The sequence below is a fragment of the Streptosporangium heterodermiicola genome, from assembly GCF_051390675.1.
Classification (GTDB): Bacteria; Actinomycetota; Actinomycetes; order Streptosporangiales; family Streptosporangiaceae; genus Streptosporangium.
Window position 1 is genome coordinate 249580 of sequence record NZ_JBPJSR010000010.1, and the last position, 18500, is coordinate 268079.

Genomic DNA, 18500 nt, shown 5'->3' on the forward strand with positions numbered 1-18500 from the left:
AGAATCCGGCCCGTACGGCGGCCGGTGAGGCCGCCGTACGGTGCGAGGGTCAGACCTCGACCACCACGGGAATGATCATCGGGCGGCGGCGGTAGGTGTCGCTCACCCAGCGCCCCACGGTCCTGCGGACCACCCGGCGGACCTGCTGGATGTCCACCACCCCGTCGGCCGCGTTCTCCTGCAGGGCCCTCTCGACCTGCGGCAGGATGTCGTCGAACATGGCCGGGTCGATGCCGGATCCCCTGGCGTGGATCTCCGGGCCCCCGGCGAGCTTGCCGGTGGCGGTGTCGACCACGATGACGACGGAGATGAAGCCCTCCTCGCCCAGGATGCGGCGGTCCTTCAGCGCGAAGTCGGTGACGTCGCCCACCGAGGTGCCGTCCACGTAGACGTAACCGGCCGGAACCGCGCCCACGATCTTGGCCCGGCCGTCGACCAGGTCCACCACGACGCCGTCCTCGGCGATCACGATGTGGTCGTCGGGCACCCCGGTCAGCGCGGCGAGCTTGGCGTGCGCCCGCAGGTGGCGCCACTCGCCGTGCACCGGCATGAAGTTGGACGGCCGCGTCAGGTTGAGCACGTACAGCAGCTCACCCGCGGCGGCGTGCCCGGAGACGTGCACCTTCGCGTTGCCCTTGTGCACCACGCGGGCACCCCAGCGCGACAACCCGTTGATCACGTTGTTGACCGCGGTCTCGTTGCCCGGCACCAGCGAGGAGGCGAGCAGGACCGTGTCGCCCTCGGCGATGCGGATCGGGTGGTCGCGGTTGGCCATGCGCGATAGCGCCGCCATCGGCTCGCCCTGGGACCCGGTGCAGATCAGCACCACGTCCTCCGGCGGCCAGCCCTCGATCTCCTTGGAGTCGACGATCAGGCCGGGCGAGACCCTCAGGTAGCCCAGGTCGCGGGCGACGCCCATGTTGCGCACCATCGAGCGGCCGACCAGCGCGACCTTGCGGCCGTGCTTCTCCGCCGAGTCGATGACCTGCTGGACACGGTGGATGTGGGAGGCGAAGCTCGCCACGATCACCCGCTTGCCCGCTGTGCGGATGACCTCGTCGATGATCGGCGCGATCTCCCGCTCGCTGGTGACGAAGCCCGGCACCTCGGCGTTGGTCGAGTCGGACATCAGCAGGTCGACGCCCTCGGCGCCGAGCCTGGCGAAGCCGCCCAGGTCGGTCAGCCGCCCGTCGCTGGGCAGCTGGTCCATCCGGAAGTCGCCGGTGTGCAGGACGATGCCCGCGGGCGTCCTGATCGCGACGGCCAGCGCGTCGGGGATGGAGTGGTTGACGGCGAGGAACTCGCACTCGAACGGCCCGAACCGGTGCCGCTCCCCCTCCACGACCTCACGCTTGGTCGGCTGGATGCGGTGCTCGGTGAGCTTGGCCTCGATCAGCGCCAGCGTCAGCTTCGATCCCACGATCGGGATGTCGCGGCGCTCGCGCAGCAGGTAGGGCACGGCACCGATGTGGTCCTCGTGCGCGTGGGTCAGGACCACGGCCTCGATGTCGTCCAGGCGGTCCCGGATGTACTCGAAGTCGGGCAGGATCAGGTCGATGCCGGGCTGGTCGGGCTCGGGGAAGAGGACCCCGCAGTCGACGATCAGCAGACGGCCTTCGTACTCGAACACGGCCATGTTGCGGCCGATCTCGCCGAGACCGCCCAGCGCGACGATGCGCAGGGCCCCCTCGGGCAGCGCGGGCGGCAGCCCGAGTTCGGGGTGGGGGTGACTCATCCGGCCACACCTCTCTCAGAGGTCTCACATGCGACGGGGGCCCTCGTGGGCAGCAGGACTACTCCCTCGCCGAGCACTCCGTCCCCCAGCGGACCGTCGTGTCTTCTTTCTCGCAAACTCTCGTTCCTCCCGAATGCGGCCGGTGAGGGCCGCGGCGTTTTATCTCATGTCACAACTTCGTCGGACAGCTTCACACCGCCCGCGATCAAGTCTTCGCGCAGCCTCGCGAGCTGCTCCCGGGTCGCCTCCACCAGGGGCGGCCGCATCGGTCCCGCGGGCTGCCCGACCAGGGACAGCGCCGCCTTCGCCATGATCGCGCCACCGGCCTGCATCATGATCGCGGAGACCACGGGAAGCAGCCTGCGGTGGACGGCGAGCGCGCCCGCGACGTCCCCGGAGCGGTACGCCTCGATCATCGCGGCGATCTCCGCGCCCACGACGTGGCCGATCACGCTGACGCACCCCACGGCCCCCACCGACAGCCACGGCAGGTTGAGCGTGTCGTCACCCGAGTAGTAGGCCAGTCCGGTGGACGCGATGATCTGCGACCCCTCGAACAGGTCGGCCTTGGCGTCCTTCACCGCGACGATCCGCTCGTGCCCGGCGAGCCGCGCCAGCGTCTCGCCCTGGATCGGCACCCCGCTCCGGCCGGGGATGTCGTAGAGCATCGCCGGCAGGGCCGTCGCGTCCGCCACGGTGGTGAAGTGGCGATAGATCCCCTCCTGGGGGGGCTTGCTGTAGTACGGCGTCACCAGCAGGAGGCCGTCGGCCCCGGCGCGCTCGGCGGCTCTGGCCAGTTCGACACTGTGGTGGGTGTCGTTGGTCCCGGCTCCGGCGACGACCGTGGCGCGGTCGCCGACCGCCTCGACGACGGCGCGCAGCAGGCGCTCCTTCTCGTCGTCGGTGGTCGTCGGGGACTCCCCCGTCGTGCCGCTCACGACGACGCCGTCGTTGCGCTGCTCGTCCACCAGGTAGGTGGCGAGGCGCCCCGCTGTCTCGTAGTCGACCGCTCCGTCACTCGTGAACGGTGTGACCATCGCGGTCAGCATGCGGCCGAAGGGGGCGTCGGAGGTTCCAGTTGGCGCTGCCATAGACCGAACGCTACCTGGATCCGCTGAAACGCTGGACCCCGCCACCCCGCCTAACCTCCGTCCACCGATGGGCCCAAGAGCGAACATCCCCCCGAGGTGCCCGCTGCACACCGTACACGCGGATATACACCTTCGCGGCGACGGATCCCGGCCGACGCTCCGGGCGGGCCGTTCAAGCCTGTCGTACGCGAGGCGGAACGCCGACCTGGCCGGGCGTCAAGGGGAGGGAGGGGACAGGAGGGACCGGGACGCTCGCCGTCGAGGGCCGGGCCGAGGAGAGTGAGGCCGGTCACCGCCGGGAAGCGAAGCGGCCGAGAAGCGGCATCAACCCCACTTCGCGCCCGATTACGTGAAATAACTAGAACTTTGTCCGCTTTGGCAGCGGCGAGGACATCCTTGAACGAAAAGAGGCCGCCGATATGTGCTCGGGGGTACACACATCGACGACCTCTACCGTTGAATCGGCGTTCCTTACGCGGGCGTTACAGGGTCTCTGAGATATTTTTGGCCACTTCTGGGAGCGACGGTAAAGTTGGAGCTCCAAACCGGAGCCATTACCCTGCGTTGTGCATTGAATACGACAGGATGGGACAACGCCCCAGACCCCCAGGGATGGACACGTGGCAAGCTCCGATCCTGTCTACCTGCGCGTCGTCGCCGACATCCGGCGCCAGATCGTCGACGGCTCCCTCTCCCCCGGCGCCTCGATCCCCTCGCGCGCCCAGCTGACCAGGAAGTACGGCGTGGGCGAGACGGCCGCCCGGCACGCGCTGCGCGTGCTCGTCGCCGAGGGCCTGATCGTCGGCCGCGTCGGCTCGGGTCACTACGTACGAGAACAACCGGTGCTGCTCCCCCTGCATCGATGGCGCTTCCACGACCACCACGCCCCCTTCGGGATGGACATCCAGTCGCAGGGCACCCGGGCCACCTGGGACTGGCGGGCCGAGCCCGCCGGAGCCACCCCCGACATCGCCCACCGCCTCAGGCTGGACGAGTCGGCCCCGGTCACCCGCACCCGGTACGTCTTCCGCGGCGACGGCAAGCCGATCCAGCTCGCCACCTCCTACGAGCCCGCCGAGTTCGGCGAGACCGCGGAGGAGAGCCCCCGGAGCCTGGTCGCCCGCCTGTCGGCCGTCGGCGTCAAGGTCACCGAGATCGTCGAGCAGGTATACACCCGCGTCCCGCAACCGGCCGAGAGCGACGCCCTCGCCCTGCCCGCGGGCGTCCAGGTCCTGCACGTCGAGCGCACCCACTGGGCCGGAGACCGCCCGGTGGAGACCAGCGACATCGTCATCCCCGGCGACCGCTTCCGCCTCGTCTACAACCACCCCCTGCACCCCTGACACCCCGGGTCCAAAGGCCGGCGCGGGCACTTCCGCGTGGCCGGGGGCGGGTCCTCGCCGTCTCGTGTCGCGGCCCTCGCGCATCACCCATCGCCTGTCGCCTGTCGCGGCGAGCCCGGAAGCCGTCAGGGAAGGCCGGAAGGATGTCCGCCGACCCGCGACGCCACACCGGCCCCGGGGAAACGATCACCCCGGGGAAACGCTCACAAAGCCTTAAAAGTCTCTTCAGTTGCAATATCCCCTCTGGCCGTACGTGTGGCCGACCCTCGGACGGAACGGATCGTCCAACCATGATCCGTTCCTCTGACGGATCAGCCACGAAGAGGGACAACAGATGCGTAGATGGCGTGCGGCCACAGTGATCGCGACGATCGGTGTCGCGGTGGGGGCGCTGTCCGGAACGGCGGTCGCCGACGGGGACCGCGACGGCGACAGGCACCACCGCCGCACCCTCGACCTGCAGGCCCACCGGGGTGGGCTGGGGCTGGTCGTGGAGAGCACCCTCGCCTCGTTCGCCAACGGGCTGGAGGTCGGGGTCGGCACACTCGAACTCGACGTGCAGATCACCGAGGACGGCAGGGCGGTCGTGACCCACGACCGGCAGGTCAACGGCAGGAAGTGCCGGGACACCGCCCCCGCGTTCGACGGCGACCCCGAGTTCCCGTACGTCGGCAAGTTCGTCAACACGCTGACCCTGGCGCAGGTCAGGACCATGGACTGCGGCAGCCAGACGCTGGCGGAGTTCCCCGGCCAGCGGCCGGACCCCGGAGCCCGGATGCCTCTGCTGAGCGAGGTGTTCGACCTGGTCAAGCGCTATCGCGCGCACGACGTCATGCTCAACGTCGAGACCAAGGTCGAGGCAGGGGCGCCGGAGCAGACGGCTCCCAGGGAGCAGTTCGTCCAGGTCACGGCGGCCGAGATCCGCAGGGCCGGGATGCGGCGCCAGGTCACCGTCCAGAGCTTCGACTGGGGCGCCCTGATGCGGATGCGCCAGGTCGACCGGAGGCTGCCCCTCGTGGCCCTGACCAACCGGGACTTCCTCCAGACCGGACAGCCCGGCGCGTCCCCCTGGCTCGGCGGGATCGACATCGACGACTTCGGCGGCGACCCGCTCAAGGCGATCAAGTCCTTCGGCGCGACCGCCTTCTCCCCCGTGCACGGCACCCCGCAGAACGGGAAGATCACCGACCCCGGCTATCAGCCCTACGTCACCAAGGAGATGGTCGACCAGGCGCACCGCCTCGGCATCAAGGTGATCCCGTGGACCGTCGACGACGAGCCGACGCTGAACAAGCTCATCGACGACGGCGTCGACGGCATCATCACCGACTACCCCGACCGCCTGCGGAAGGTGATGTCCGACCGCGGCTTCAGGCTTCCCCGGCAGTACTTCCGCAGGTAGTCCCGGCCGGGGGCCGCGCCGGTCTCCGGGCAGCCCCGGCCGGTGGTCCCGCGCCGGTCTCGCGACCGCACCGACACCGCCCGGCGCCGGGTTCCCCCTGGACGGGGAGCCCGGCGGGCGAGTGCGCGAAGAGACGCTCCCCGGGCCGCTGTACGGCGACCCCGCACGGTCCCGCACCGATCCCGCACCGTCACCTCCGACCGGTGCGGGACCGCCGCCCGCCCTCTCGCCACCCGGCCGGAATGTCGGCGCCACCTGGTAGAACCGACCTGGTTTCCCGAGCCGGAGGTGCCGATTGCGCGTCAAGGACATGCCCGCCAACGACCAGCCGCGCGAGCGCCTCCTGTCCGGCGGGGCGACGGCGCTGGCCGACCGGGAGTTGCTCGCCCTGCTGATCGGCTCCGGCAGCCGGGGCGCCAACGCGATGGAGCTCGCCTCCCACCTGATCGCCCACTGCGGCGACCTGCACGGCCTGGCCCGCTCCGACGCCCACCGCCTGATGCGGGTGCCCGGCATCGGCCCCGCGAAGGCGGCCAGGGTCATCGCCGCCTTCCATCTCGTACGGCAGGCGCAGGCCGAGCCCGAGCGCCGCCGCGTCACCTGTTCCGGGGACCTGGCCGCCGTGGCGGCCCCGCTCCTGCGCGGCCTCAGCCACGAGCGGGTGGTCGTCGTGGTGTGCGACCCGAGCGGCGCGGTGACCCGCAAGACGATCGTGAGCGAGGGCGGCAGTGACCACGCGCCCGCTCCGGTCCGCGAGATCATGAGCACCGTCCTCACCTCCGGCGGTTCCTCCTTCGGCCTCGCCCACAACCATCCCAGCGGCTCCCTCGACCCCAGCCCCGCGGACCTGGAGGTCACCGCCCGCCTGCGCGACGCCGCCGAGACCCTCGGCCTGCGCTTCCTCGACCACCTCGTCGTCACCGACACCGCCTGGCGCCGCGTTCCCCCATGAGCGGGAGAATCCGCGACAAGAGACGAGCCCGGCAGGTGAGTGTGGGAAGGGACGCCTGCCGGGCCGCTGTCCGGCGGTCCCGCACCGGACCCTCCGACCGATGCGGGACCGCCGCCCGACCTCCCTGGACGACATGGCCTCCTTCAGGGAGTCGGGGGCTTTTCGTGGGCGCCGGTCTGGAGTCGTCCTCCTCCCGGCGCCCGACCGTCAGTGGGCGGCGCCCATCAGGAGCCGAAGCCACAACTCCTGCGTCCGCTTGGCGACCACCCAGGGCGACTCGTGCACGACCACTCCCTTTCTCGCCCGTTCCGTTCGCCGTACGAACATCAGCCCGCCCGCCTGACAGAGCTCGTAGAAGGTGGGAAGGCAGTCACAGGTGTGCTCCTTGACGCGCGACCGGTCGGCCCTCGGCCGCTCGGGCCTCCAGTCGATCGGCTCGTAGCCCACCTGCAACGGCGCCACGTGATGCCCGTGATGCCGCCCACCCGGCACCCCGGCCACCACGAGGACTCCCATCCCCCACGTGCTCACGGGGTCATCATAGTTCATGCACTCACCAGTGGTCTAGGTCACCTATCCATAGGTTAAGCAGATGTCTAGTTTGTGGGTATACGTACCTTGTGGTCTATGATGCGGGCATGCTTGACCGTGAAGGCCCCGTCCCGGTCTACAAACAGGTCGCCGAGATGATCCGTGCGCGCATCGAGACGGGCGATCTCGGCCTTGGTGAGGCCGTGCCCAGCGAGACGGAACTCGAAGTCGAATACGGCATCGCCAGGACGACGGCACGTCGAGTCGCTAGGGAGTTGCGCGAGCAGGGCCTGGCGTACACGGTCCAGGGAGAAGGAACCTTCGTCGGGGAGCCCGGAACCCCACGGCCAGAGGACCAGATCCCCGTATATCAGCAGATCGCAGCCGATATACGGCGTCAGATTCAGGCAGGCGAGCTACGCCCGAACCGGCGGGTGCCCAGCGAGAAAGAACTCATGCAGAAGCACGGCGTCGCCAAGGCCACCGTGCGCCAGGCGATGGCGTTCCTGCGCGACCAGGGATGGGTCTTCACCGTGTCGTATCGCGGCACATACGTGACGCCCGTCGAAGAGTGGCCCGAGGCGACAAAGTAAGCGACTGAGCAACAAACCTCCTACCTATAGGTCTAGCAATCGTAGCGACTGGTCGCATACCAGGACCTAAGGACAGCGTCCAAGACGCTGAATCATGAGAGCGGCACGTCTCCACACCTCCAGACCACGAAATAATCTGTTGACGAATCACAGAGACGGCCATCCCGCAGGGCATACCGTTCCGAGAAAATAAGGTGCCGCAAGCAAAATCGGCTCCGCACGCACAGGCCACCGACTTCCCGTCATCACACCAACAGTGACGACGACCGAGCAGCGCGGCTATCACCAGCTACGGCTTCTCGTTGATCGCAAACACGTAACGCTGGCTACGCGACCTCATCCACAGCGGCCCCGAATTGCAAACCGCCACCTGAGCCCCGGCTTGGATGGCCTACATTTTAAGCCCTGAACCGCGCCGGGATTGCTGGAGGCTTTGATATACCCCGGCTCTCGTGGAGTCGCTTTGGTTGACTTACCTGCCTCTGCCCCCTTCGGGAGAGGTCAGCAGGGTAAGGAGACATCCCCCTGAGTTCCGCCACAAGGTCCTGGACCCGTTGCAAGCCGGCCGGCCCCTGCGGCAAGTGGCCTTCGATCTACAGATCAGCGACCGGACGATCTGCAACTGGCGCGGCCAGGAGCCGATCGACACCGGTCAAAAGCCCGGCATCACCTCCTCCCGCCACACCGAACCGGTCGCGGCCCGGCGCAAGATTGCTGAGCTGGAGACCGAGCTGGCTGTGACTAGGCGTGCCGCCGAACTGTTGACAGAGGCGGTGCTCCAAAAGACGGTTCGAGGCCATCGCGGCGATGGACGCCGAGGGGCTCCTCATCCAGGCCTGTTGCCGCATCATGGACGCCTCGGAGTCGGGCTTCCAGGCCTGGAAAGACCGGCCGCCCTCAGCCCGGACGCTCCGGCACGCCTGGCCAACCGACGAGATCCGGCAGCTGCACGCCACATCCAACAAGCGTCTACGGCGGCCGACGGGTACACGCTGAACTCACCCTGGGGCGCGGCATCGCGGTCAGGCACGGCGCGGTGACCATGCTGACGCACCGGGCCGGCATCAAAGACTTGCCGGGCAACCGACGTCGCCGGCCTGTTCATCAAACCCCCGCTGCCGCGGACCTGGTCGAGCGCCGGTTGGCCCGGGATGCCCCAACGAGCTGTGGGTCACCGACATCACCGAGCATTCCACCCGCGAGGGCAAGGTCTATTGCTGTGTCGTCTTGGACGTTTACTCTCACCGGGTGGTGCGCTGGTCCATCGATGCCGGCCAGACCGCCGCACTGGTCACCAATGCACTCGGCATGGCCATCCATAACCGCACACCGCCGCCTGGAACGCTGATCCACTCCGATCACGGGGTGCAATTCACCTCCTGGGCCTTCACCCAGCGCGCCAAAGCCTCCAGCCTGGTCCCGTCTATGGGATCGATCGGTGACCGCTTCGACAATGCCGTCATCGAGTCGTTCTGGGGGACGGATGCAGACCGAGCTGCTCAACCGAAAGCGATGGAAGACCCGGGTCGAGCCGACAAATGCGATCTTCGAGTACCTGGAGATCTTCCACAACCAGCAACGGCGACACAGTGCCTTCGAGATGCTCTATTTGAACGTCTGGTCCGCGTGAGAGTCAACCAAGCCGACTCAACCGAACTCGGGGTACATCACCCAGCCGGATTCGCAGGGCAGCCAACTGTCCGGTGCGATACTTCCGACCTCATCAAGAACCACTACAGTGGATGCGTCTTCCAGGGAGGTTATCCCACCTGGAAGCTGGCTAGAACAAGCCACATCCAATACAACGGGAAAAATATCAAGAACAATATCAAGGAGCATTCAGACCACATCTGGGATGCATTCAACCATCCATCGATAACAAAACCTTTTGCCCCCCTAAAAAAGGTTCCCGGATACTCTCTCGACGGACTTCTCATCACACGTGCGGCAGGCAAAGAGACATACGACAAGAACGTAAGAGTCAAGAACGGATACTGCCAAGGCAGGTACGGTTACACATCTCCCTTCACCGATGCCGACAGGGCGCCGGATCCCGTAACCAAAATGCCCAAACAATGCGACGAGTTCCCGTACGCGAGGTCTGTCCAAGGTGCGGGATGGAACGGACGGGATTTCTCTCTCAGATACATCGGCGAAAGGGCGAACACGGCGGCAGGAGCAACCCAGATTATTTTCTGGGACAGATATCGCGTCCTTCACGGTGACCACTTCTTTGTCGAGCCACAGCGACTCTGAATCCAGAGATTAAGCAGACCTGAAATATGCGTGTTACGGATGCCGCCTGGTCGGACCGCAAGTCCCGCCGACCAGGCGGCATCCCGCCACCCCTTGGAGGTTTTGATCTTGCCAGACGAAGTACAGAGTCACTATCGGAGCCTGGTGTCCCAGTGGTTCGAGGAATCCCTGTGCATGACTTGGTCCCGGGGAGTCAGCCTGGAGCGGGTCGCCGCGATCTTCGGCAGCGGCATCGACACCGGCCGTCGGCTTGATTTCATTGACGCCACGATCCAGGGATTCGAAGCGCGAGAAATCGCCGGAGAGGCCTGCACCGCGATAGTCGGCGAACTGGGAGAGTGGGTCGTCACCATCGAGCCGGACGGCTACCGGGGATCAGATGTAGAGATATGGAGTGCGCTTTCGGCGGACGACCAGGCAATTGCTTTTCTGTGTGGTTTCAACGTCTACAAATTGGATTACGTCGTAGCATCGGAACGCGTTACGAATCTTTCCCTTTGGGATTCTGTCCATAGATCTGGAATCGATCCACATCGCCTCGACCCGTTCCTGCATGACCTGTCCCTCGATGACGAATTCTCGGTCAAGGTTTCCGCACTCACCATCTGTGAGCGTCTGACCGGCGAACGACTTGACAGTGAGTGGCTCACCAAAAAACATCGCTGGCTGCTGTGGGAAGACCTCGACTCGTTCTCGCCATGATCTTGCGACGATCGAAGACATCCGCGGCGAGCGCGCGCCGGGCCGGGGCCTCGCCCACGATGTGGAGGAGCCCCGGAACTCTCCTGATCGCTGATCATCGCCGCCCCGGCCACACGTCCGGTTTCACCGGTCGATCACGTGGCCTCTCGCGCTTCGGTCAGGGGTGGGGGCGGGAGCGCAGGGCTTCGAGGGCGCGGTCGGCGTGGGCCTCCATGGAGGTCTCGCTGTGGATCACTTCCAGGAGACGGCGGTCCACGTCGATGACGAAGGTCATCCGGCGGGTGAGGAACGGGCCCACCGCGACGGTGCGGCGGGCGCCGAGGCGCCGGGCGACGGTGCCGTCGGGGTCGGAGAGCAGGGGATAACCCAGCTGGTTGGCCTGGGCGAACCTCGCCTGCCGATCGACCTGGTCGCGGCTGATCCCGATCCTGGTCGCCCCCTCGGCCGCGAAGTCGGCCGCCAGGTCGCGGAAGTGGCAGCTCTCGGCCGTGCATCCGGAGGTCATGGCGGCCGGATAGAAGAAGAGCACCACCGGCCCCTTGGCCAGGAACTCGCTGAGCCGCCTTCGCGTCCCCGTCTCGTCGAGGAGCTCGAAGTCCTCGACCACATCTCCCACCGAGAGGCTCACGCCCACGAGTCATCTCCTTATGTCATCGGGGGATCTCCGCTCGCCCCTGGCCGTCGTGATCGGGCGAGAGTGGAAGTCGGAGTCCCAACCTCATTTCTAAGCGATTCACCGGCCGAGTGACAGGCCCACGGCCGACCCACCCTGGAATATCCGTTCTCGTCCCGCAGAAACCCCGTGAACCGGCCGCGAATCACCGCCGGCCCCCTCACCGCGCGTGCGGGTGTGCGACGACGAGCGCGAGAAGCGTGAAGACCGGGGCGACCACCCCGGCCCACGGCGGCGCGAAGCGCAGGAGCAGGGACGCGCAGAGGGCACCGAGGACGAGGGCGGCGACGATGGCGGCGCGCCGCCGGTTGTCGGTGGACCAGCCCGACGCCGGGCTCTCGAACAGCGCGGTGAGGGTGCCCGTGACGAACGTGGCCGTGATACCGGCGAGGTTGACCCGACGGGCCGCCGCGGCCTGCCATGCCCATGGCGCAGGATCCCGCCCCGATCAGCGCGAGGATCACGACAGGGCCGGGCGCGCCCCCGCCGAGCGCCCGGCCGGCGAGGGAGGAAGGCGATCGCGTCCATCGCCCCCGCCGCCAGCGTCAGCAGTACGAGAGCGACATGACTTCGCCGCTGGACGGACCTCGCCTCGGGCGCTCGTACGGGAACGGGCTTCTCACCGGAAGCGGGCGCCCGTGTCGTCGCGCGGCTGGAGAACGTGCCCTCGTAATCCGTACGAGGTCCGGACGGCAATGAGCCCCGGCCCGGGGAAGGCCGGGGCTTTCGTATGTCACCGGTCAGGCGCTCAGAACACCGGGATGATGTCCTCCGGGTCGAGGAAGTCGACCTGGACGCCGTCGATGTCGAGTTCGGGGATGGCGGGGAACGCGATCCCCCAGCGTTCGACGATGGCGCGGATCCTGGCCATCGCCACGCGCCAGTTGTCGGCCTGTTCCTCGTACGAGAGCACGCCGAGGCCCGCGTCGCGGGCGTGGTCCATCAGGACGCGGTGGTTGTGCAGGAAGTACGGGGGGAGCTCCCAGAAGCCGCCGGGCGGCTCCCAGAGGATCATCGAGAGGAAGACGAAGCCCGCGCGCAGCTGGCGGGTGATCAGGGAGCGGGTGTCGTCGGTGAGGCCCGGCCACTCGTTCTCCAGGATGGTCAGGCAGATCTGGAGGTGGCGTGACTCGTCGCGGCCGATGCGGTGGAACATGTCGCCGAAGACGGGGTGCCTGGTCCCGGTGGCCATCCCCCGGAACAGGGTGGACGCGGCCATCTCCCCCATCATGAAGCTGGTGAACAGCACCGGAAGGCTGTATCTGCCGACGGCGCCGCTGTAGCCCGTCCAGTAACGGCCACCGTTGTGATAGAGCCAGCCGATGTTGTTGTGGGCGGCCTTCTCCAGGTCGGTGACCGGGTTCCAGTCGAGCGGCCCGCCCGGCCAGAGCCTGGCGATGGTGCGCTGGCAGCACTCCTCGTGGTTCATCTCGTCACGGGTGATCGAGAAGAAGCACTTCCTGACCGGGTCCTCCTCGTGCTTCTCGAACGCCTGGATGGTGGCACGGGCGAAGACCGCCGGGCCCGAGGCGTCGAAGTTGGCGAGGACCGAGAACCAGTACATGACCCCGAGGCGCTGCTCGTGGGTGAAGTCGCTCGGCCGGAGATCGTCCCAGGGCAGGTCGGCCGGGTTCCAGACGACCCGCTTGGACTTCTCGTAGATGGCGGCGAGCTTCTCGGTCTCGACCCGCCACTCCATGGGATAGATGTTCGGCCGAGGGATCTCGGGAGCGGGCCAGAAACCGCCCTCGGGAATCGTCAGGTCCGCCATGGCCACACCCCCTGTGACACCTTTGTTTCATATCTTGCGCCTGTACGTCACATCTTTCAAGCGTGTCCCGCCTTGCGGGAACGGCGCTCAGGAGCGGGCCCGCTGCGTGAGGGCCACGCACGCGAGGACGGCCAGTGCCGCCGCGATCGTGACCGCGCCGAAGAGTTCGCCGAGCAGCAGCCAGGCCCACAGCAGTGTCAGCAGCGGCTGGGCGAGCTGGGTCTGCCCGGCGCGGGCGATGCCGCCCATCGCCAGGCCCGCGTACCAGGGGATGAAGCCGAGGAACATCGAGACCAGGCCGACGTACGCGAATCCGGCCAGTGAGGTGGCGGTGGGCCGTGGATCGGTGGTGAGCGCGAGCGCGAGGGTGATGGGCACGGTCAGCGGGGCGGCGAGGGCGAGGGTGTGGGAGATCACCCGCCAGCCGGGGGTCTCACGGGCCAGGCGCCCGCCCTCGGTGTAGCCGACGGCGGCCGACAGCAGCGCGCCGACGAGCAGCAGGTCGGCCCCGGTGACGTGGCCGCCGCCCATGCTGAGGGTGAAGGCGGTGATCGACACGGCCCCGAGGCCGCAGGACACCCAGAACAGCGCCCTGGGCCACTCCCCCGCCCGCAGTACCGCGCAGGCGGCGGTGGCCGCGGGCAGCAGCCCGATCACCACGGCCGCGTGCGAGGTGGAGGCCCCGGCGTGGAGCGCCAGGCCGCTGAAGAGCGGGAAGCCGAACACCACGCCCGCCACGATGACGCCGTACGACCGCAGCCGGGACCTGGGCGGCAGCAGCGGCACCCTCGCCACCAGCAGGAACGCGGCGGCCGCCACGGCCGCGACGGCGGCCCGGCCGACCGCGACCAGGTAGGGGTCGAAGCCCTCCATCGCGAAGACCGTCGCCGGGAACGACCCCGAGAACGCCAGCACTCCGAGCCCGGCCAGCAGGGTCCCCCGCCAGGCCCCGCCCGGCGCACCTGGCGGCACCGCGCCGGCCGGTCGCCGGTCGTGGCGCGCCTCTCTCGGAGACACCACCCGCACCGGCGAGGCCGTACCCGCCGCTATCCGATTTGGTACGATAGCGCTACTCTTTTCACTCATGAATGACGATAGCAGTATCGTCCGGCTCGCCGCCACGCTCCGTGATGAGGTGTCGCGGCTCCGTCCGGGCGACCGGCTGCCGTCGAGCCGGGAGCTGGTCCGGCTGCACAACGTGAGCCCGGTGACCGTGTCGCGCGCGATCGGCAGGCTCGCCGCCGAGGGGCGGGTGATCACCAGGCCCGGCAGCGGCGCCTACGTGGCCCCGGCGATCACGCGGGGCGGCGACAGCGCCGACATGTCATGGCAGACGGTGGCGCTCGGCGACAGGGTGGTGGACGACAGCGAGGTCAGCGGCCTGCTCACCGCCCCTCCGGAGGGGGTCATCCCGCTCACCGGCGGTTACCTCAACCCGATCCTGCGGCCTTCCAGGGCCCTCTCGGCCGCCGCCTCCCGCGCGCTGCGCCGCCCCGACGTCTGGGCGATGCCGCCGCTGACCGGTCTTCCCGAGCTGCGCGGGTGGTTCGCCCAGGAGCTGGGCGGCGACGTCACCCCGTCGGACGTGCTGGTCGTCAGCGGCGGGCAGTCGGCGCTCATCCACGCCTTCCGCGCCCTCGCGGCCCCCGGCACCCCCGTACTCGTCGAGACCCCCACCTACCCGGGCGCGCTCGCGGCGGCGCGGGCCGCGGGGCTCCGCGCGACGGCCGTGCCCGTCGACCGCGACGGGGTGCGGCCCGAGCTGCTCGCGGAGGCGTTCGCCGTGACCGGCGCGCGGGTCTTCCTCTGCCAGCCGACCCTGCACAACCCCACCGGCGCGACCCTGTCCCTGGAACGGCGCGAGCAGGTGCTGGCGATCGCCCGCGCGGCCGGGGCGTTCGTGATCGAGGACGACTACGCCCGCTACTTCGCCACCGCCCCCGTGCCGCCGCCGCTGGTCGCGCTGGACGCCCACGGCACGGTCGTGCACATCAACTCGCTGACCAAGGTCCTGTCGCCGAGCCTGCGGGTCGCCGGGGTCGTCGCCCGGGGTCCCGCCGCGCGGCGCCTCCGGGCGAGCCAGCTCGTGGAGTCGTTCTTCGTGGCCAGGCCGCTCCAGGAGACGGCGCTGGAGTTCGTCGGCTCGCCCGCCTGGCGGCGCCACCTGGCCACACTGGGCACCGAGCTGGCCCTGCGCAGGGACACCCTCGCCGCCGCCCTGACCGCCCGGATGCCCGGCGCCGGGATCCACCTCGTCCCTCGCGGCGGCCTGCACCTGTGGGTACGGCTCCCCGAGGACCGGGACGAGGAGACCGTGGTGGAGGCGGCAGGGAGGGCGGGCGCGCTGGTGAGCCCCGGGCGCATCTACTACCCCGCCGAACCGCCGGGCCCGCGCATCAGGGTGACCCACTCGGCGGCCGTCCACACGGCCGAGCTGGTCGAGGGCGTCCGCAGGCTGGCGACGGCCCTGAACCCCCTCTGACCCCTCTGACCCCTCTGACCCCTCTGACCATGCCCGATCCGTCCTCCGACACGCCCCAAACCCCGGCGCCGTACCCGGGTCCCCCGCGACTCGGTGACGGCCCTGGACGAGCCCCTGACCACCTGGTCGCCCTCGCGGGGGTTCGGGGGCGCCCCCTGCCCCCGAACCCCCGCGAGGGGGGTCAGGTGGCCGCGAAGACCTCGTGGTGGGTGACCGTGAGCTCGCGCTCGACCAGGAAGCGGTCGTCCTCGTCGTAGAAGACGGCGCGCGAGGGATCGTCCCCGGCGAAGGCGGTGATCGCCTCCCACGACTCCCAGAGCGAGGTCAGCAGGAACTCGGCCCGCTCCCCCACGTCCCGGCGGGTGAAGCACACCCCCCGGTTGCCCTCGGTCGAGGTGTAGCCGACGTATCCCGTGGCCAGCAGGTATCTCTCATAGTCGGCGGCGTCCTCGGCGCGGGTCCAGCCTCTCCACACCCTCATGATCATGCTCTCTCCTCCGGTACGACGCGCGCCTGCCGGTCTCCCTGAACGCCAGATAGGCCAGGTACCACATGACAACCTCCTTAAAACACCATCTATGACCTTATGGCGGTGTCGAAAGGAGCACAACCCCCTAATGGCGTACAGTGGTTGCATAGAGGGAAGAGGTGAGCGACGACATGGGCGATCCCTCCGAGCTGGTGATCGACTTCGTGAACACTTACGACGTCGAGGAGGAGACCGACTCGATCCCCTCCCCTGCCGCGCTGACCGCCTGGCTGGGCAGGCGGGAGCTGATCGGCCCGAGAGACACGGCCGACGAGCGGGACCTGACGACGGCCGCCGATCTCCGCGGAGCCCTCCGCGAGGCCCTTCGCCACAACCACGACCGCCCCGGCGGCGGTGATCAGGACCCCGGGCTGTCGAGATCCTTCGCCGCCCTCCCGCTGCGCGTCGCGCTGACCTCCGGGGGGCCGGTGCTCGAACCGGTCGCGACGGGGGTCCCCGGCGGCCTGGCCGGGATCGTCGCCGCCGTGATGAGCGCCCACGCCGACGGGATGTGGCCGCGCCTGAAGGTCTGCACCGAGAGCACCTGCCAGTGGGCGTTCGTCGACTCGTCCAAGAATCGTTCACGCTCGTGGTGTTCCATGAGGGTCTGCGGCAACCGCACGAAGACAAGGGCATATCGGGCCCGACGGCAGACGGAGCCGGGTTCACGTCATCTCTGAGTCCGATTCCCCGATACGGTGTAAGAGCCTGCCTCACGGATCCACCCGCCTGATGCCCGCTCGCGTGGCACGAGATCCACGAGACAGCGCGTTCCGAGGCGACGGCAGACGGCAGAGAAGGAGCGGGCCGAGATGGCAGACGTAGGCGTGCGGGCGGCTCGGCACGAGGATGTCGCCGCGGTGACGGGCACCCAGATCCGCGCGTGGAAGTACGGCTACCGGGATTTCCTTCCCGAAGGACCGCTGGAGCAGATGACCGGCCCGGCGGCCGAGAACATGTGGCGCCAGCAGTGGGACGACGCGATCACCTCGCCGCCCAGCCGCCGGCACCGCGTGCTGGTCGCCGTGGAGCAGGTCGTCCTCGACACCGACGCCTTCCCGGCGCTCGGTCCCGGCGGCATCGAGGCGATGGCCGCCCTGCAGGGCGCGGAGAAGGTCGCCGGCCTGGCCTCCCACGCCCCGGCGGAGGACCCCGACCTCGACCCGACCATGGCCGCGGAGATGCTCACGTTCCTGATCGACCCCGACCACGTCCGGCGCGGACACGGCAGCCGGCTGCTGAACGCCACGGTCGACTACCTCCGTGACGACGGCTACCACACCATCGTGACCTGGGTCTTCGCCGACAACTACGCGGTGCTCGGCTTCCTGGAGTCCGCAGGCTGGGGCGCCGACGGGGCCGAGCGGGTCATCGACATGGGCCGTACGGTGCGGATGATCCGCCTGGCGACCGACATCAGCTAGAGCCGGAGAGGAACCTCGCACGCCCATGGCCACCCCGAGCCAGTGGATCGCCGGAGCACGTCCGCGCACCCTTCCCGCCGCCGTCGTCCCCGTCGCCGTCGGCACCGGAGTCGCGATCGGGTACGCCGGAGGGGTGTGGTGGCGGGCCCTGCTGGCCCTGTTCGTGGCCCTCGCCCTCCAGGTGGGCGTCAACTACGCCAACGACTACAGCGACGGGGTGCGCGGCACCGACGAGGACCGGGTCGGCCCGATGCGCCTGGTCGGCTCGCGCGCCGCCTCGCCCCGCCAGGTCCTCACCGCGGCCCTCGCCTGCTTCCTCGCCGCCGCGGTGGCCGGGCTGGTGCTCGTCGTGGTCACCGGGGCCTGGTGGCTGCTGCTGGTCGGCGCGCTGGCGATCGCCGCGGCCTGGTTCTACACCGGCGGCTCCAGCCCGTACGGCTACCGGGCGCTCGGCGAGGTCTCGGTCTTCGTGTTCTTCGGCCTGGTGGCGGTGGCGGGAACCACGTACGTCCAGCTCGAACACCTGCCCTGGCTCGCGGTGGCGGCGGCCGTCCCGGCGGGCCTGCTGGCCTGCGCGATGCTCGTGGTCAACAACCTGCGCGACATCGTGACCGACGGACCGGCGGGCAAGCGCACCATGGCCGTGGTGCTCGGCGACAGCCGCACCCGCGTCCTCTACACCCTCTGCCTGGTCCTGCCCCTGGTGATCGCGCCCGCGCTGGTGCCCTGGCGGTCGTTCGCGGCGCTGGCGCTGCTCGCCGCCCCGCTCGCCATCGCCCCGGTGCAGGCCGTGCGGGCGGGCGCGACCGGCCCCGCGCTCATCGCCACGCTCCAGCAGACGGGCCGCTTCCAGCTCGTGTACGGCCTGCTGCTCACCATCGGCCTCGCCCTCTGAGCGCCCTCCGAGCCCGCGCCGAGTCCCGGCCCCACGGCCCCCGCTGAGGCCCGGCTCCCCGGCCTCGCCGAAGCCCGACTGCCCGGCCTCGCCGAGGTCCGGCTCTCAAGCCCTGCCGAAG

At 69.1% G+C, this 18500-nt stretch carries 17 protein-coding genes and 1 pseudogene; 10 read left to right on the plus strand and 8 right to left on the minus strand.

Annotated elements, in window-relative coordinates:
* Positions 1 to 49 precede the first annotated feature (49 nt).
* Together ACSC1Q_RS22955 and dapA are read right to left on the minus strand one after the other, a co-directional pair.
* Complete coding sequence (locus tag ACSC1Q_RS22955) at positions 50 to 1735, minus strand: ribonuclease J (protein ID WP_436760757.1); 1686 nt, start codon at positions 1733 to 1735, stop codon at positions 50 to 52.
* A 164-nt stretch (positions 1736 to 1899) separates the two neighbouring features.
* Complete coding sequence (dapA, locus tag ACSC1Q_RS22960; protein ID WP_436760758.1) at positions 1900 to 2826, minus strand: 4-hydroxy-tetrahydrodipicolinate synthase; 927 nt, start codon at positions 2824 to 2826, stop codon at positions 1900 to 1902.
* 620 nt (positions 2827 to 3446) lie between these two features.
* Between dapA and ACSC1Q_RS22965 the strand changes: the two genes are divergently transcribed.
* The 3 genes from ACSC1Q_RS22965 (at position 3447) to ACSC1Q_RS22975 (ending at position 6523) form a co-directional block, all read left to right on the plus strand.
* A complete protein-coding gene (locus tag ACSC1Q_RS22965) occupies positions 3447 to 4169 on the plus strand; it encodes a GntR family transcriptional regulator (protein ID WP_436760759.1) in 723 nt (240 codons plus the stop codon).
* Positions 4170 to 4503: 334 nt separating this feature from the next.
* Complete coding sequence (locus ACSC1Q_RS22970; protein WP_436760760.1) at positions 4504 to 5571, plus strand: glycerophosphodiester phosphodiesterase family protein; 1068 nt, start codon at positions 4504 to 4506, stop codon at positions 5569 to 5571.
* Positions 5572 to 5866: 295 nt separating this feature from the next.
* The gene (locus ACSC1Q_RS22975; protein ID WP_436760761.1) at positions 5867 to 6523 is read left to right on the plus strand and encodes a JAB domain-containing protein; all 657 of its coding nucleotides are present in this window, start codon (positions 5867 to 5869) and stop codon (positions 6521 to 6523) included.
* A gap of 207 nt (positions 6524 to 6730) precedes the next feature.
* Here ACSC1Q_RS22975 and ACSC1Q_RS22980 read toward each other — a convergent pair whose 3' ends face one another.
* The gene (locus tag ACSC1Q_RS22980; RefSeq protein ID WP_436760762.1) at positions 6731 to 7054 is read right to left on the minus strand and encodes a hypothetical protein; all 324 of its coding nucleotides are present in this window, start codon (positions 7052 to 7054) and stop codon (positions 6731 to 6733) included.
* Between the two features lie 107 nt (positions 7055 to 7161).
* On the opposite strand from ACSC1Q_RS22980, the gene ACSC1Q_RS22985 reads away from it, so the two are divergent.
* From ACSC1Q_RS22985 to ACSC1Q_RS22995, 3 genes are all read left to right on the plus strand, one after another.
* Entirely contained in the window at positions 7162 to 7647 is a 486-nt protein-coding gene (locus tag ACSC1Q_RS22985) for a GntR family transcriptional regulator (RefSeq protein ID WP_436760763.1), read from the plus strand.
* Positions 7648 to 8811: 1164 nt separating this feature from the next.
* The gene (locus ACSC1Q_RS22990; protein ID WP_436760855.1) at positions 8812 to 9903 is read left to right on the plus strand and encodes a DDE-type integrase/transposase/recombinase; all 1092 of its coding nucleotides are present in this window, start codon (positions 8812 to 8814) and stop codon (positions 9901 to 9903) included.
* Between the two features lie 144 nt (positions 9904 to 10047).
* Positions 10048 to 10605: a DUF6461 domain-containing protein gene (locus ACSC1Q_RS22995; protein WP_436760764.1), complete on the plus strand. Its 558-nt coding sequence runs from the start codon at positions 10048 to 10050 to the stop codon at positions 10603 to 10605.
* Positions 10606 to 10762: 157 nt separating this feature from the next.
* Here the strand turns inward: ACSC1Q_RS22995 and ACSC1Q_RS23000 are convergent, their stop codons facing one another.
* The 4 genes and pseudogenes from ACSC1Q_RS23000 to ACSC1Q_RS23015 form a co-directional block, all read right to left on the minus strand.
* Positions 10763 to 11239, minus strand: coding sequence for a peroxiredoxin (locus ACSC1Q_RS23000; RefSeq protein WP_436760765.1), 477 nt, complete (start codon positions 11237 to 11239; stop codon positions 10763 to 10765).
* A 199-nt stretch (positions 11240 to 11438) separates the two neighbouring features.
* Positions 11439 to 11690 (minus strand): annotated as a pseudogene (locus ACSC1Q_RS23005) (DUF1275 family protein); the annotation flags it as partial.
* Positions 11691 to 12026: 336 nt separating this feature from the next.
* A complete protein-coding gene (locus tag ACSC1Q_RS23010) occupies positions 12027 to 13049 on the minus strand; it encodes a hypothetical protein (RefSeq protein ID WP_436760766.1) in 1023 nt (340 codons plus the stop codon).
* A gap of 87 nt (positions 13050 to 13136) precedes the next feature.
* Positions 13137 to 14066 carry a DMT family transporter gene (locus ACSC1Q_RS23015; protein WP_436760767.1) on the minus strand — a complete coding sequence of 310 codons (930 nt, stop codon included), beginning with the start codon at positions 14064 to 14066 and terminating at the stop codon, positions 13137 to 13139.
* A gap of 67 nt (positions 14067 to 14133) precedes the next feature.
* Between ACSC1Q_RS23015 and ACSC1Q_RS23020 the strand changes: the two genes are divergently transcribed.
* Positions 14134 to 15531: an aminotransferase-like domain-containing protein gene (locus tag ACSC1Q_RS23020; protein WP_436760768.1), complete on the plus strand. Its 1398-nt coding sequence runs from the start codon at positions 14134 to 14136 to the stop codon at positions 15529 to 15531.
* A 181-nt stretch (positions 15532 to 15712) separates the two neighbouring features.
* Here ACSC1Q_RS23020 and ACSC1Q_RS23025 read toward each other — a convergent pair whose 3' ends face one another.
* Positions 15713 to 16018 carry a hypothetical protein gene (locus tag ACSC1Q_RS23025; protein ID WP_436760769.1) on the minus strand — a complete coding sequence of 102 codons (306 nt, stop codon included), beginning with the start codon at positions 16016 to 16018 and terminating at the stop codon, positions 15713 to 15715.
* Positions 16019 to 16179: 161 nt separating this feature from the next.
* Here ACSC1Q_RS23025 and ACSC1Q_RS23030 point away from each other — a divergent pair, with 161 nt between their 5' ends.
* The 3 genes from ACSC1Q_RS23030 to ACSC1Q_RS23040 all read left to right on the plus strand — a co-directional run bounded on the left by ACSC1Q_RS23030 (position 16180) and on the right by ACSC1Q_RS23040 (position 18379).
* On the plus strand, positions 16180 to 16740 hold the full coding sequence (locus ACSC1Q_RS23030) for a CGNR zinc finger domain-containing protein (RefSeq protein WP_436760770.1): 561 nt from the start codon (positions 16180 to 16182) through the stop codon (positions 16738 to 16740).
* Positions 16741 to 16872: 132 nt separating this feature from the next.
* Positions 16873 to 17484, plus strand: a complete 612-nt coding sequence (locus tag ACSC1Q_RS23035; RefSeq protein ID WP_436760771.1) for a GNAT family N-acetyltransferase — start codon at positions 16873 to 16875, stop codon at positions 17482 to 17484.
* Positions 17485 to 17509: 25 nt separating this feature from the next.
* Complete coding sequence (locus ACSC1Q_RS23040) at positions 17510 to 18379, plus strand: 1,4-dihydroxy-2-naphthoate polyprenyltransferase (RefSeq protein ID WP_436760772.1); 870 nt, start codon at positions 17510 to 17512, stop codon at positions 18377 to 18379.
* Positions 18380 to 18500 lie beyond the last annotated feature (121 nt).